Annotated in this window: 10 protein-coding genes; 5 read left to right on the top strand and 5 right to left on the bottom strand. The window is 67.7% G+C overall.

Going from position 1 to position 13,112, the window contains the following annotated elements; genetic code table 11:
* Positions 1-957, top strand: coding sequence for a DUF1177 domain-containing protein (locus AC3WL8_RS17175; RefSeq protein ID WP_153956453.1), 957 nt, complete (start codon positions 1-3; stop codon positions 955-957).
* A gap of 25 nt (positions 958-982) precedes the next feature.
* On the opposite strand, the gene AC3WL8_RS17170 is transcribed toward AC3WL8_RS17175, so the two are convergent.
* Positions 983-1,963 (bottom strand): DedA family protein/thiosulfate sulfurtransferase GlpE, encoded by a 981-nt coding sequence (locus AC3WL8_RS17170; protein ID WP_013951837.1) that lies wholly within the window; start codon positions 1,961-1,963, stop codon positions 983-985.
* A gap of 411 nt (positions 1,964-2,374) precedes the next feature.
* Between AC3WL8_RS17170 and kdgD the strand changes: the two genes are divergently transcribed.
* Positions 2,375-3,289, top strand: coding sequence for a 5-dehydro-4-deoxyglucarate dehydratase (gene kdgD / locus AC3WL8_RS17165; protein ID WP_492378482.1), 915 nt, complete (start codon positions 2,375-2,377; stop codon positions 3,287-3,289).
* Positions 3,290-3,393: 104 nt separating this feature from the next.
* On the top strand, positions 3,394-4,920 hold the full coding sequence (locus AC3WL8_RS17160; protein WP_153956454.1) for an aldehyde dehydrogenase (NADP(+)): 1,527 nt from the start codon (positions 3,394-3,396) through the stop codon (positions 4,918-4,920).
* A gap of 549 nt (positions 4,921-5,469) precedes the next feature.
* Here AC3WL8_RS17160 and AC3WL8_RS17155 read toward each other — a convergent pair.
* From AC3WL8_RS17155 to gudD, 3 genes are all read right to left on the bottom strand, one after another.
* Positions 5,470-6,468 carry a Bug family tripartite tricarboxylate transporter substrate binding protein gene (locus AC3WL8_RS17155; RefSeq protein WP_492378481.1) on the bottom strand — a complete coding sequence of 333 codons (999 nt, stop codon included), beginning with the start codon at positions 6,466-6,468 and terminating at the stop codon, positions 5,470-5,472.
* 100 nt (positions 6,469-6,568) lie between these two features.
* Entirely contained in the window at positions 6,569-7,591 is a 1,023-nt protein-coding gene (locus tag AC3WL8_RS17150) for a Bug family tripartite tricarboxylate transporter substrate binding protein (RefSeq protein WP_013951833.1), read from the bottom strand.
* 87 nt (positions 7,592-7,678) lie between these two features.
* The gene (gene gudD / locus AC3WL8_RS17145) at positions 7,679-9,034 is read right to left on the bottom strand and encodes a glucarate dehydratase (RefSeq protein ID WP_211979528.1); all 1,356 of its coding nucleotides are present in this window, start codon (positions 9,032-9,034) and stop codon (positions 7,679-7,681) included.
* 155 nt (positions 9,035-9,189) lie between these two features.
* Between gudD and AC3WL8_RS17140 the strand changes: the two genes are divergently transcribed.
* Positions 9,190-9,972, top strand: coding sequence for a FadR/GntR family transcriptional regulator (locus AC3WL8_RS17140; RefSeq protein WP_492378480.1), 783 nt, complete (start codon positions 9,190-9,192; stop codon positions 9,970-9,972).
* Between the two features lie 69 nt (positions 9,973-10,041).
* Here AC3WL8_RS17140 and AC3WL8_RS17135 read toward each other — a convergent pair whose 3' ends face one another.
* Complete coding sequence (locus AC3WL8_RS17135) at positions 10,042-10,671, bottom strand: response regulator transcription factor (protein WP_211979527.1); 630 nt, start codon at positions 10,669-10,671, stop codon at positions 10,042-10,044.
* Between the two features lie 292 nt (positions 10,672-10,963).
* On the opposite strand from AC3WL8_RS17135, the gene fusA reads away from it, so the two are divergent.
* Positions 10,964-13,072, top strand: a complete 2,109-nt coding sequence (fusA, locus tag AC3WL8_RS17130) for an elongation factor G (RefSeq protein ID WP_041228508.1) — start codon at positions 10,964-10,966, stop codon at positions 13,070-13,072.
* The last annotated feature ends 40 nt before the right edge of the window (positions 13,073-13,112 follow it).

The following is a 13,112-nucleotide window of genomic DNA, read 5'->3' as shown; positions in this document are numbered from 1 at the left end:
ATGGCCCTGCAGCAGACGCTGGTCATTCATGAAGCCCTGGACAGCCCGCACGCCAACGGTGCGGTCGTCAGCGAACTGTTCGTGCCCTATGCCGGCGCCGGCGTGAGCGTGGAAGTGACCACGGTCCACAACGCCCCGCCCGAGAACACTGCCAACACCACCGACTTCATCACCATCGTGATCCCCGGCGCCACGGGCAAGCGTAGCGGCGGCAGTGCGCCGACGCTGGGCGTGATCGGCCGCAACGGCGCGATCGGCGCGCGCCCGGAACTGGTGGGGCTGGTGTCTGACGCCGACGGTCCGATCGGCTGCCTGGCGGTGGCGCTCAAGCTGGCGCAGATGAAGGCGCGCGGCGACCACTTGGTGGGCGACGTGATCGTGACCACGCACCTGTCGACCAATGTCTCGATGCAGCCGCACGACCCGGTGCCGTTCATGGGCATGCCGGTCTCGTCCGACACCATGAACGACTACCAGGTGCTGCCCGAGATGGACGCGATCCTGTCGATCGATGCCTCCAAGGGCAACAGCATCATCAAGCACCGCGGCTTTGCGATTTCGCCGACGGCGATGCAGGGCTACATCCTGCGCGTGGCGCCAGACCTGGTGGCGACCATGGAGTCCACCACCGGCTGCCCGGCGGTGACCTTCCCGATCTCGCAGCAGGACATCACGCCGTACCACAACGGCCTGTACCACTTCAACAGCATCATGCAGCCGCACGTGGCCACCCAGGCGCCGGTGGTCGGCGTGGCGGTGACGGCGCAGTCGGTGGTGTCGGGCAGCGCGACCTCGGCCAACCATGAAATCGACATCGCTGAAGCCGTGCGCTTCTGCGTGGAGGTGTCCAAGCGCTTCGGCGCCGGCAAGTGCCAGTTCTTCAATGCCGCCGAGTGGGAGAAGATCCGCGCGGTCTACCCGGACCTGTCGGTCTTCCAGACCGCGGGCAAGCGCTGAGCGCAGCGCCGACGGCCTGGCAGGTTCAGGCGGCTTCGGCCGGCCCTGGCTGGTTGGCCGCCTCGGTCGGCGCGGTGCCGCCGTGGCGCCGCTTCCATTCGTCGAAGCCGCCGGCCAGGGCCCAGGTCTTCGGGTAGCCGGCCACGCGCAGGCGCTCGGCCAGCAGCGCGGCGGACAGTTCATTGGGGCAGGCGCAATAGACCACGATGTCGGCCCCGGCGTGCGGCACGCCCAGCGCGTCCAGGCTGTCCAGCGCGCCCTGCATGTCGAGCACCACCGAGCCGGGGATGCGCTCCATCGGCGTGTCGCCGTGGGCGCGCACGTCGATCACCACCGGCAGGCTGCCGGCGAGCCGGCGCGCTTCCAGCTCATCCACCGTCATGCGCGGCACGCGCCGCGTGCGGCGCAGCAGCCGGAGGCGGCGCCACCAGCGCCACGCCAGGAACAGCGCGAACGCCACCAACAGCCCCACCACGGCCATATGCCCGTAGGCGCTGAACGCCTCCAGGATGGCATCGATGAAATCACTGAACACCACGCCGATCAGCAAGGCGCTGCCAGCCCAGACCAGCGCGCCGATGGCGTCATAGAAGAGGAACACCGGCAACGGCGTGCCCGTCATGCCCGCCATCGCGGTGGACAAGGCCCCGGCACCGGGCAGCAGCTTGGCAATCACCAGCGAGCGCGGCCCCACGCGCAGATAGAGCGATTGGGTCTGGCGGATGCACGAGTCCTGCGAAATCGATACCCGGCAGATCGTGCGCAGCATCGGCTGCCCCAGCCGGCGTCCGGCGAAGTACCAGCCGGTATCGGCAATCAGGCAGGCAAAGATCACCGCCGCCAGCACCGCGCCGATCGACGGCCCGGTGTCCTGCACGCCCAGCGCGCCGGCGACGAACAGCATCGGGTACGCGGGCACCGGCAGCCCGGCCTGCTCGACCAGCACGTTCAGGAACACCAGCATCAGCCCGTGATTCTCCAGCAAGGCCTGTAACTCTCCCACCATGTTCTCCCCGTCAGTCCAGGTTGCCAGTGTGCCAGTCGCCGGGGACCCGTGCACCGGCAGCTTTGCATCGGTGTTTCAAATTTCCTGAGTGGACGGCGCGCCGGCAGGGAGCCGCCTGACCTACGTTGTCCTACAACATCACATTCCAGCCTCACCGGGCCTCACCACAGTACGACCGCCGCCATCGCAGGCATGAAGTGCCCCTGACTGCGCGTTCCTGTCGTTTTTTTGGCGCCCGCAAGGCTCTCCAGCGGAAACGCCGGCCCCATCCCGGTTAACCCCGAATGATCGCCTGCTCTATTGCCTTCGCTAAAACCTTGTCGTACGATGACTGATAACTCGGATGACCTGCGCCGTCGCAGTCAGCCGCCACTGCCACCCGGGGCCACTGGCCCGCTCAGGATTGCCGCGATGCTCGCACCCAACGAACTCAAGAAAATCGTCTCTGAAGGCCTGCTGTCCTTCCCCATCACCGACTTCGACGCCCAGGGCGACTTCGCGCCGCACGCCTACGCCGCGCGGCTGGAGTGGCTGGCCCCTTACGGCGCCACCGCGCTGTTCGCTGCGGGCGGCACCGGCGAGTTCTTCTCGCTGACGCCGCAGGACTACTCGGCCGTGGTCGACACGGCTGTGCGCACCTGCGCCGGCATGGTGCCGATCCTGGCCGGCGCCGGCGGCCCGACCCGCACCGCCATCGCCTACGCGCAGGAAGCCCAGCGCCTGGGCGCGGCCGGCGTGCTGCTGCTGCCGCACTACCTGACTGAAGCCAGCCAGGACGGCATTGCCGCGCACGTGGAGCAGGTCTGCAAGTCGGTGGACATCGGCGTGATCGTCTACAACCGCGCCAACTCGAAGCTGGATGCGACGCAGCTGGCACGCCTGGCCGAGCGCTGCCCCAACCTGGTCGGCTTCAAGGACGGCGTGGGCGACATCGAGGCCATGGTCAGCATCCGCCGCAAGCTGGGCGACCGCTTCTCTTACCTCGGCGGTCTGCCCACGGCCGAGGTCTATGCCGCGGCCTACAAGGCGCTGGGCGTGCCGGTGTATTCGTCGGCCGTGTTCAACTTCATCCCCAAGACCGCGATGGACTTCTACCGCGCCATCGCCGCGGATGACCACGACACCGTGGGCCGCCTGCTCGACAACTTCTTCCTGCCCTACCTGGCCATCCGCAACCGCAAGGCCGGCTATGCCGTGAGCATCGTCAAGGCCGGCGCCCGCCTGGTCGGCCGCGACGGCGGCCCGGTACGCGCGCCGCTGACCGACCTGACCGGCGAGGAGATGGAGATGCTGGGCACGCTGGTCAACAAGCTCGGCCCGCAGTAATCGCCAACGTAAGCCCGTCCTCGCACTGCATAGCGACAGGCCGGCCGCGGGGCATATGCCCTCCGGCCGGCTTTCCCATTCAAACGCTGACAAGGAATCCTTCCATGCACATCACCGGCGACATGCTGATCGGCGCGCAAGCCGTGCGCGGCACCGAAGCCCTGCTGCAGGCCATCAATCCCACCACCGGCGAAGCCCTGGGCCCTGACTTCCATGGCGGCGGCCAGGCCGAGGTCGAGCGCGCCTGTGCGCTGGCTGAAGCCGCTTTCGACACCTACCGCAACACCACGCCAGAGCAGCGCGCGGCCTTGCTCGAAGCCATCGCCACCGGCATCGAAGCGCTGGGCGACACGCTGACCGAACGCGCCCACCTGGAAAGCGCGCTGCCGATCGCGCGCCTGCAGGGCGAGCGCGGCCGCACCGCCGGCCAGCTGCGCCTGTTCGCCACCGTGCTGCGCGAAGGCCGCTGGCAGCAGGCCACCTTCGACGCCGCGCTGCCCGAGCGCAACCCGCCGCGCCCGGACCTGCGCATGCAGTGCATCGCCATCGGCCCGGTGGCGGTGTTCGGCGCCAGCAACTTCCCGCTGGCCTTCTCCGTGGCCGGCGGCGACACCGCCTCGGCACTGGCCGCGGGCTGCCCGGTCGTGGTCAAGGCACACCCGGCGCACCTGGGCACGTCGGAACTGGTGGGACGCGTGATCCAGAAGGCCGTGCAGGACGCGGGCCTGCCCGAAGGCGTGTTCTCGCTGCTGGTCGGGGCGGGCAATGCCATCGGCACGGCACTGGTCTCGCATCCGGCAATCCAGGCGGTGGGCTTCACCGGCTCGCGCGCCGGCGGCCTGGCGCTGATGCAGGCTGCCCAGCGCCGCCCGCAGCCGATTCCGGTGTATGCGGAGATGAGCAGCATCAATCCGGTGTTCCTGCTGCCGGCGGCACTCGATGCACGCGGCGAGGAAATCGGCCGCCAGCTGGTGGATTCGCTGGTGATGGGCGTCGGCCAGTTCTGTACCAACCCCGGGCTGGTGATCGGCATTGAAGGCCCCGCGCTCGACAAGTTCCGCGCAGCGGCGCTCGGCGCGCTGCAAGGCAAGCCGGCAGCGACCATGCTGACGCCCGGCATCCATGCCGCCTTTGAGCAAGGCGTGGCGCAGCTGTCGTCGCTCGACGGTCTGCAACGCATTGGCGACGGCGTCGACGGCAACGGGGCCAACCAGGCGCGGCCGGTGATGTTCGAGACCACCGCGGCGCAGTTCATGGCGGATCACCGGATGCAGGCCGAGGTGTTCGGGCCGTCGACGGTGCTGGTGGTGTGCCGCGATCTCGACGAGATGCTGACGGTGGCGCGGCAGCTTGAGGGCCAGCTGACGGCGACGATGCAGCTCGACGATGCCGACCACGCGGCCGCGCGGCGCCTGCTGCCGGTGCTGGAACGCAAAGCCGGGCGGGTGCTGTGCAATGGCTATCCGACTGGGGTTGAGGTTGCCTATGCGATGGTGCATGGCGGGCCGTTCCCGGCGACTTCGGATGCGCGTTCGACTTCAGTGGGGGCGACGGCGATTGACCGGTTCTTGCGGCCGGTTTGTTATCAGAACTTGCCGCAGGCGTTGTTGCCGGAAGCGGTGAAGGGTTAATCCCGCAGGCCCCGCAGTACGCGGGGCCTTTTCTTATTGGGGACTTCGCTAGATTAGGGGAGCCCTTGGCGAACGGGGCTGCTTTGGATTGGCCGCCATGCGGTCGGGTGTTGTTCTTGGCGGGCGTGGGCTGCGCTTCGCGCAAGCGCCCGATGACCGTCAGCGCATTTTGAGCCCGCGCAGCAGCCGTAGGCGTCCCCGCGATGCCGTTTGCAGCAGGCGGCCTACGCCCCGCATGGGGATCGTTCAATAGTGGGCTAACGCAGGCACTATCCCTGACTCACATGGCGTAGCAGGGTCGAACGAGCAACCACGCCCAAACGGCAAGCACCACCGTGCGAACCACCAACGCCGTGGAATTGATTGCCAGCCGCATAGGCGACGCGTTTTTTGGTTACTTTTTGTCGCTCGGACAAAAAGTGACTCGCCGGCTACGCCGGCGAAACAGCCCACGCTAGTCAAGAGCGACACCCGAGCGCATGGCACCAAGCCAAAACCAGCCACACCCGCAAATCTGTGAAGAACCTGCTGCGGTCCGCTAGCTCCCACTCAAGCCTCCAGCTTGATCCCCGCCTGCTTCACCACCCCCGCCCATCGCGTCTGCTCGGCAACAAAGAACTTCCCAGTCTCCCCCGGCGTCATCGTCACCACCTCCGCCCCCTGGGCCACCAGCTGCGCGCGCAGATCCGGCGCGCGGATGATGCGGATCAACTCGCCGCTGATGCGCGCCACCATCGCATCGGACATGCTGGCCGGGACCATCACCCCCTGCCACGTTCCGGATTCGAAATTCGGCACGCCCTGCTCGGCGATGGTCGGCACGTTCTGCAGCAGCGGCATGCGCGTGCGCTTGGACTGGGCGATCAGCTTTAGCTTGCCCGACTGCACGTGCGGCAGCGTGGCCAGCATGCCGTTCATCAGCACCTGGGCGCTGCCGCCCACGGTATCGGCAATGGCCTGCGAGCCGCCTTTGTAGGGTACGTATTGCCACTTGGCGCCGGTGGCCTGCTCCACCGCCACGCCGGCCAGGTGCGGCGCGCTGCCGATGGCGGTCACGGCGAAGTTGAGCTGGCTGCGCTGCGACAGCGCCACCAGTTCCTTCACGCTGGCCGCCTGCACCGACGGATGCACCACCAGCAGGTGCGGCGAGTAGGCCAGCATCGACACCGGCTTGAGGTCCTTGGCGATATTGAAGGTCAGCTTGGTATAGACCGACGGGCTGATCGCCAGCGCGCCGATATCGCACAGCATCAGCGTGTGGTTGTCGGTGGCCTGCGCGACCAGTGCCGCGCCGACGTTGCCGTTGGCGCCGGGGCGGTTGTCCACCACCACTGACTGGCCCAGCGCTTCGCCCAGCTGCTTGCTAATCAGGCGCGCGATGATGTCCGACGAGCCGCCGGCGGTGTATGGCACCACCAGGCGGATCGGGCGGGTGGGCCAGTCTTGCGCGGCGTGCGCCGCCGATGACAGGCCCGCGAGCGGGCCGGCGGCCAGGCCGGCGGCCAGTGCGGAGGATTGCTTGAGGAAGGTGCGGCGTCCCTGGGTCATGCTGTTGTCTCCTGTCGATGACGCGCGCGCCGGCGCGGCACGCTATGCGTGCATGGCCGGCGCGGTCGGTGCTGCAGTGTCCGGGTTCAGTGGGATGGCTTCAGTCCAGCGCGATCTTGCCCTTCTCGATCACGGTCTTCCAGCGCTGCAGCTCCTGCGCCTCGAACTGGCTGAACTGCTCAGGCGTGTTGGCCACCACCTCGAAGCCGTTCTCGGACAGCTTCTGGCGCATCTTCGGGTCGTTCAGCGACGACACCAGCGCGCCGTGCAGGCGGCTCTTCACCTCGGGCGGCAGGCCGCGCGGCGCGGCCACGCCCTGCCAGGAGTACACCTCCACATCCTTCACGCCGGCCTCGGCCATGGTCGGCACATTGGGCAGCACCGGCGAGCGCTTGTCGGAGGTCACCGCCATGGCCTTGAGCTTGCCGGTGCGGATGTGCTGCAGCACGGCGTTGACGTTCTGGAACGACACGTCGACCTGGCCGGCAAGCAGGTCGGAGATGGCCGGGCCGCCGCCCTTGTAGGGCACGTGCAGGCCGTCGGTGGCGCTCTTCTGCCAGAACAGCGCCGCGGTCAGGTGATCGGACGAGCCCGCGCCGGACGAGGCAAAGCTGACCTTGCCCGGGTTCTTCTTCATGTAGGCCACCAGTTCCTGCAGCGTGTTGGCCGGGAACTGCGGATTGGCCACCAGCACGTTGGGCGCGCGCACCGCCACCGTCAGCAGGTCGAAATCCCTGGCCGGGTCATAGGCCAGGTTCTTCTGCAGGAACGGGTTCACCGCATACACGCCGATCGACGCCACCATCATGGTGTAGCCGTCCGCCGGCGCGCGCTTGACGAAGGTGGCGCCGATGGCGCCGGTCGCGCCGGGGCGGTTGTCGATGACGAAGGGCTGGCCCAGCTTTTCATTGAGCGGCACGGTCAGCATGCGCGCGATGGCGTCGCTGGAGCCGCCCGGCGGGAACGGCACCACGACCGATACCGGGCGTTGCGGCCAGTCCTGTGGCGCGGCGTAGGCGGCGGCGCTGACGGTCAGGGCCGCCACCGTGACGACAGAGCCGAGCGCAAAGGCGCGCAGCCAGTGGTGCAGGCGCAGGGCGGGCTGGCGTTGGAACGTGTACATCGTTGTCTCCTGCAGTGTGTCTTTATCAGATGAGCCCGGCCGTCCCGATAACGGCAACGGCCGGTTGGCGTCATTGCCGGTACCGCGTCAGCGCACCATGCAGGGCGCCTTGTTGTTGAACTTCCAGCCCGGGATCAGGAACTGCATCGCCGCGGCATCGTCGCGTGCGCCCAGGCCCTTGCGCTGGTACAGCGCGTGCGCGCGCGCCAGGGCATCCATGTCGAGCTCCACGCCCAGGCCCGGCGTCTTGGGCACCTGAACCAGGCCGCCTTCGATCTGCAGCGGGTTGCGGGTCAGGTTCTCGCCGTCCTGCCAGATCCAGTGCGTGTCGATGGCGGTGACGCGCCCCGGTGCGGCGGCGGCCACGTGGGTGAACATCGCCAGCGAGATATCGAAGTGGTTGTTCGAGTGCGAGCCCCAGGTCAGGCCCCACTCCGCGCACATCTGCGCCACGCGCACCGAGCCCTGCATGGTCCAGAAGTGCGGGTCGGCCAGCGGGATGTCGACCGACTGCAGCCGCACCGCATGCCCCATCTGGCGCCAGTCAGTGGCGATCATGTTGGTGGCGGTGGGCAGGCCGGTGGCAGTGCGGAACTCGGCCATGATCTCGCGCCCGGAGTAGCCGTCTTCGGCACCGCACGGGTCTTCGGCATAGGCCAGCACGCCGCGCTTGTCGCGGCACAGGCGCACGGCTTCTGCCAGCGACCAGGCGCCGTTTGGGTCCAGCGTGATGCGCGCCTTCGGGAAGCGTTCGGCCAGCGCCAGGATCGCTTCCATCTCTTCGTCGCCGCTCAGCACGCCGCCCTTGAGCTTGAAGTCGTTGAAGCCGTAGCGCTCATAAGCGGCTTCGGCCAGGCGCACCACGCCCGCGGGGGTCATCGCCACTTCATTGCGCAGGCGGAACCACGCGTTGTCGGCATCGGGCTCGGTGCGGTAGTCCAGCGTGGTGCGCTGGCGGTCGCCGATATAGAAGAGGTAACCCAGCATCTCCACCGCGTCGCGCTGCTGGCCTTCGCCGAGCAGCGCGGCCACGGGCACCTCCAGGTGCTGGCCGAGCAGGTCGAGCAGGGCCGCCTCCAGTGCCGTCACCGCATGGATGGTGATGCGCAGGTCAAAGGTCTGCAGGCCGCGGCCGCCGGCATCGCGGCTGGCGAATGCCGCGCGCACGCGGTTCAGGATGGCCTGGTACTGGCCGATGGGCTGGCCCACCAGCAGCGGCCGCGCGTCTTCCAGCGTCTGGCGGATGCCCTCGCCGCCCGGGACCTCGCCCACGCCGGTTTGGCCGGCGCTGTCGCGCACGATCACGATATTGCGCGTGAAGTACGGGCCATGGGCGCCGGACAGGTTCATCAGCATGCTGTCATGCCCGGCCACGGGCACCACGGTCAGTTCGGTTACGACCGGGGTGTGGGCGGACGCCATGGGGGCGGCGGTTGGGGTCATCTCTGGGTTGTCTCCGGCATTTCTGATGGCGGGCGCAGTATCGTTCACCCCGACCATCGTGTCGCGTATGTTATCTGTCATCGTATGACTGATAACCCAGTATAATGAGGCCATCTCGAACCGGTCAAGTCCGGGAAACCCCGCCCGTATCCACCATGCCGAACTCCACCCCCGCCCAGTCCGTTCCGCCCGTTCCTGCGCCGCAAGCGCCGCAAGCGCCGCTGCGCCGCCGCGGCCGCACGCTTGCCGAGGAAGTGGTGCAGGCCCTTGGCGAAGAGATCCGCCAGGGCCAGCTCAAGCCCGGCAACAAGCTGCCGACCGAGTCGGAGATCATGGCGTCGATGGGGGTCAGCCGCACCGTGGTGCGCGAGGCACTGTCGCGGCTGCAGGCCAGCGGCCTAGTGGAGACCCGCCACGGCATCGGCACCTTCGTGCTGGCGCGCGCGGCCGAGGCGCCTTCGCCCTTCCGCATCGGGCCGGACGCGCTGGGCACGGCCATGGATGTGATGGCGATGCTGGAATTCCGCGTCAGCCTTGAAGCCGAGGCCGCGGGCCTGGCCGCATCGCGCCGCACCGACGCGCAGCTGGCCGCCATGCGCCAGGCGCTGGATGAGCTCAAGCGCAGCGCCGGCGCCGGCAACGACGCCGTGGAGAGCGACTTTGCCTTCCACCTGGCGATCGCGCGCGCCACCGGCAACCGCTACTTCACGGACATCATGGGCCACCTGGGCACCATGGTGATCCCGCGCAGCCGCCTGCAGGTCAGCACGCCCGAGCGCGAGCAGTACCTGGAGCGCGTCAGCATCGAGCACGAGAACATCTACGACGCGATCGAGCGCCGCGACCCCGACGGGGCCAAGGCCGCCATGCGCATGCACCTGACCAACAGCCGCGAACGGCTGCGCAAGGCCTCAGGGACGGCCGCCGCCCAAGGCTGACCGGCGCGCACGCACCTGGGTGGGTGTCGCCCCGCCAAGTCATACGATGTCTAATGAGAATGACCGGGCTCAGGGCGTCAGCCGGCAGCGCCGCGCAAAATCCACCAGCTCCACCAGGGACGAGACCTGCAGCTTGCCCATGATGCGTGCCTTGTAGCTGCTGACGGTCTTGTTGCTGATGAAGAGGCTGGCGCTGATGGCCTTGTAGGACATGCCGCGCGCCAGCATCTGCAGCACCACCAGTTCCTTGTCGGAGAGGCGCCGCAGGATCTCCTCGTCCGCCGACATGGCCTGGCGCGGCGCGCCGCCGCGGTTGAGCACCGGGAACACGGTATAGCCCGCCAGCACCGCCTCGACCGCACGCAGGATTTCCTTGATGTCCTGGGTCTTGCTGACGAAGCCCTGCGCACCGGCCTGCCATGACCGACTGATGAACACCGCCGGGTCCAGCGCCGTCACCACCAGAATGCGCACCTGCGGATGGATCGCGCGCAGGCGTGGCGCCACATCCAGCCCGCTGGAGCGCGGGATGTCCAGGTCGAGCAGCACGAGGTCCGGCATGCGCGCGCGCACCAACTCGATGGCGCACTGTCCGTTGTCTGCTTCGATCACCTCGTCTACGCCAAGCAGCTGCAACAGGTGGTGCCTGAGCACCAGCCGCATCGCCGGATGGTCGTCAACGATCAGGATGGTTGTCATGCGTGGCTTCGTAGTCCGGGAATGCATCGGCAACCGGGCGCATCCTGACCGGCCATGGGATGGCAGGGCGATGAACACGCGGGGCGCGATGCTGCGCCAGTATAGGGAGCCGCGGACGCTGGCAGGATGGGAGAAATCGGTTTCGCATGAAGCCGAATCCTAGGCCCGCCTCAGACACACGCTCATGCCGGAGCACCGGGCTGCGGCGGTGTGCCCCTGCGCACGGCAGGGACAACGGCAAACGGCCAGTGGTGCTACTCTATTCCAGCGTGTTTCATCCATGGAGAACACTGTGCCTCGCAAGACCCCCATCGAGCGCTACCGCAATATCGGCATCAGCGCGCATATCGACGCCGGCAAGACCACGACGACCGAACGGATCCTGTTCTACACGGGCGTCAACCACAAGCTGGGCGAAGTGCACGATGGCGCTGCCACCATGGACTGGATGGAGCAGGAGCAGGAGCGCGGCATCACCATCACGTCGGCCGCCACCACTGCCTTCTGGAAGGGCATGGCCGGCAACTACCCCGAACACCGCATCAACATCATCGATACGCCGGGACACGTCGACTTCACCATCGAAGTCGAGCGTTCCATGCGCGTGCTCGACGGCGCCTGCATGGTCTATGACGCTGTCGGCGGCGTGCAGCCGCAGTCCGAGACGGTCTGGCGCCAGGCCAACAAGTACGCGGTGCCGCGCATTGCCTTCGTCAACAAGATGGACCGCGTCGGTGCCGACTTCTTCCGCGTGCAGACGCAGATCGCCGACCGCCTCAAGGGCCGCGCCGTGCCGATCCAGATCCCGCTGGGCGCCGAGGACCATTTCCAGGGCGTGGTCGACCTGGTCAAGATGAAGGCCATCGTCTGGGACGATGCCAGCCAGGGCGTGCGCTTCGAATACCAGGACATTCCGGCGGACCTGCTGGCCACCGCGCAGGAATGGCGCGACAAGATGGTCGAAGCCGCCGCCGAGGCCGACGAGACGCTGCTCCACCAGTACCTGTCGGGCGAGCCGCTGACCGAGGAGCAGATCAAGCGCGGCCTGCGCAAGCGCACCATCGCCAACGAGATCGTGCCGATGCTGTGCGGCAGCGCCTTCAAGAACAAGGGCGTGCAGAGCATGCTGGACGCCGTCATCGACTACCTGCCCTCGCCCGCCGACGTGCCGGCCATCCTGGGCCACACCGAAGACGACCGCGAGGCCGAGCGCCATCCCAGCGACGACGAGCCGTTTGCAGCGCTGGCGTTCAAGATCATGACCGACCCCTTTGTCGGCCAGCTGATCTTCTTCCGCGTCTATTCCGGCGTGGTCAAATCCGGCGACACCGTCTACAACCCGGTCAAGGCCAAGCGCGAGCGCCTGGGCCGCATCCTGCAGATGCACGCCAACGTGCGCCAGGAGATCAAGGAAGTGCGCGCCGGCGACATCGCCGCGGCCGTCGGCCTGAAGGAAGCGACCACCGGCGACACCCTGTGCGACCCCGACAAGGTCATCATCCTGGAGCGCATGAGCTTCCCGGAACCGGTGATCTCGCAGGCCGTCGAGCCGAGGACCAAGGCCGACCAGGAAAAGATGGGCATTGCGCTGAACCGCCTTGCGCAGGAAGACCCGTCCTTCCGCGTGACTACGGACGAGGAATCTGGCCAGACCATCATCTCCGGCATGGGCGAGTTGCACCTGGAAATCCTGGTCGACCGCATGCGGCGCGAGTTCGGCGTGGAGGCCTCGGTCGGCAAGCCCCAGGTGGCCTACCGCGAGACCATCCGCCAGCCGGTCAAGGACGTGGAAGGCAAGTTCATCAAGCAATCGGGCGGACGCGGCCAGTACGGCCACGTGGTGCTCAACCTCGAGCCGATGCCGCACGGCGGCGGCTATGAGTTCGTCGATGCCATCAAGGGCGGCGTGGTCCCGCGCGAGTTCATCCCCGCGGTGGACAAGGGCATCCGCGAGACCCTGCAGTCAGGCGTGCTGGCCGGCTACCCGGTAGTCGACATCAAGGCCACGCTGGTGTTCGGCTCCTACCACGACGTCGACTCGAACGAGAACGCATTCCGCATGGCCGGCTCGATGGCGTTCAAGGAAGGCATGCGCCGGGCCAGGCCCATCCTGCTGGAGCCGATGATGGCCGTCGAGGTGGAAACGCCTGAGGAATTCACTGGCAACGTGATGGGCGATTTGTCGTCACGCCGCGGCATGGTGCACGGTATGGAAGACATCGCCGGTGGCGGCGGCAAGATCGTGCGCGCCGAGGTGCCTCTGGCAACCATGTTCGGTTACTCCACCACGCTGCGCTCGCTGACGCAGGGACGCGCGACGTACACGATGGAGTTCAAGCACTATGCCGAGGCGCCGGCCAATGTGGCTGAGGCGGTGATTTCGACGAAGCGGGCGGGGTAACAAGGGTGTGCTCCCCTCGCCCGCTTGCGGGAGAGGGGCC

The organism is Cupriavidus sp. FW305-F7, assembly GCF_058782875.1.
This window is presented reverse-complemented; position numbering and strand designations above follow the sequence as displayed.

What these genes read in the sequence shown, in the direction of transcription:
- gudD (WP_211979528.1), bottom strand. Translation starts at nt 9,034, where the DNA reads ATGACCCCAACCGCCGCCCCCATGGCGTCCGCCCACACCCCGGTCGTA.
- AC3WL8_RS17135 (WP_211979527.1), bottom strand. Translation starts at nt 10,671, where the DNA reads ATGACAACCATCCTGATCGTTGACGACCATCCGGCGATGCGGCTGGTG.
- AC3WL8_RS17155 (WP_492378481.1), bottom strand. Translation starts at nt 6,468, where the DNA reads ATGACCCAGGGACGCCGCACCTTCCTCAAGCAATCCTCCGCACTGGCC.
- AC3WL8_RS17150 (WP_013951833.1), bottom strand. Translation starts at nt 7,591, where the DNA reads ATGTACACGTTCCAACGCCAGCCCGCCCTGCGCCTGCACCACTGGCTG.
- AC3WL8_RS17170 (WP_013951837.1), bottom strand. Translation starts at nt 1,963, where the DNA reads ATGGTGGGAGAGTTACAGGCCTTGCTGGAGAATCACGGGCTGATGCTG.
- AC3WL8_RS17160 (WP_153956454.1), top strand. Translation starts at nt 3,394, where the DNA reads ATGCACATCACCGGCGACATGCTGATCGGCGCGCAAGCCGTGCGCGGC.
- kdgD (WP_492378482.1), top strand. Translation starts at nt 2,375, where the DNA reads ATGCTCGCACCCAACGAACTCAAGAAAATCGTCTCTGAAGGCCTGCTG.
- AC3WL8_RS17175 (WP_153956453.1), top strand. Translation starts at nt 1, where the DNA reads ATGGCCCTGCAGCAGACGCTGGTCATTCATGAAGCCCTGGACAGCCCG.
- AC3WL8_RS17140 (WP_492378480.1), top strand. Translation starts at nt 9,190, where the DNA reads ATGCCGAACTCCACCCCCGCCCAGTCCGTTCCGCCCGTTCCTGCGCCG.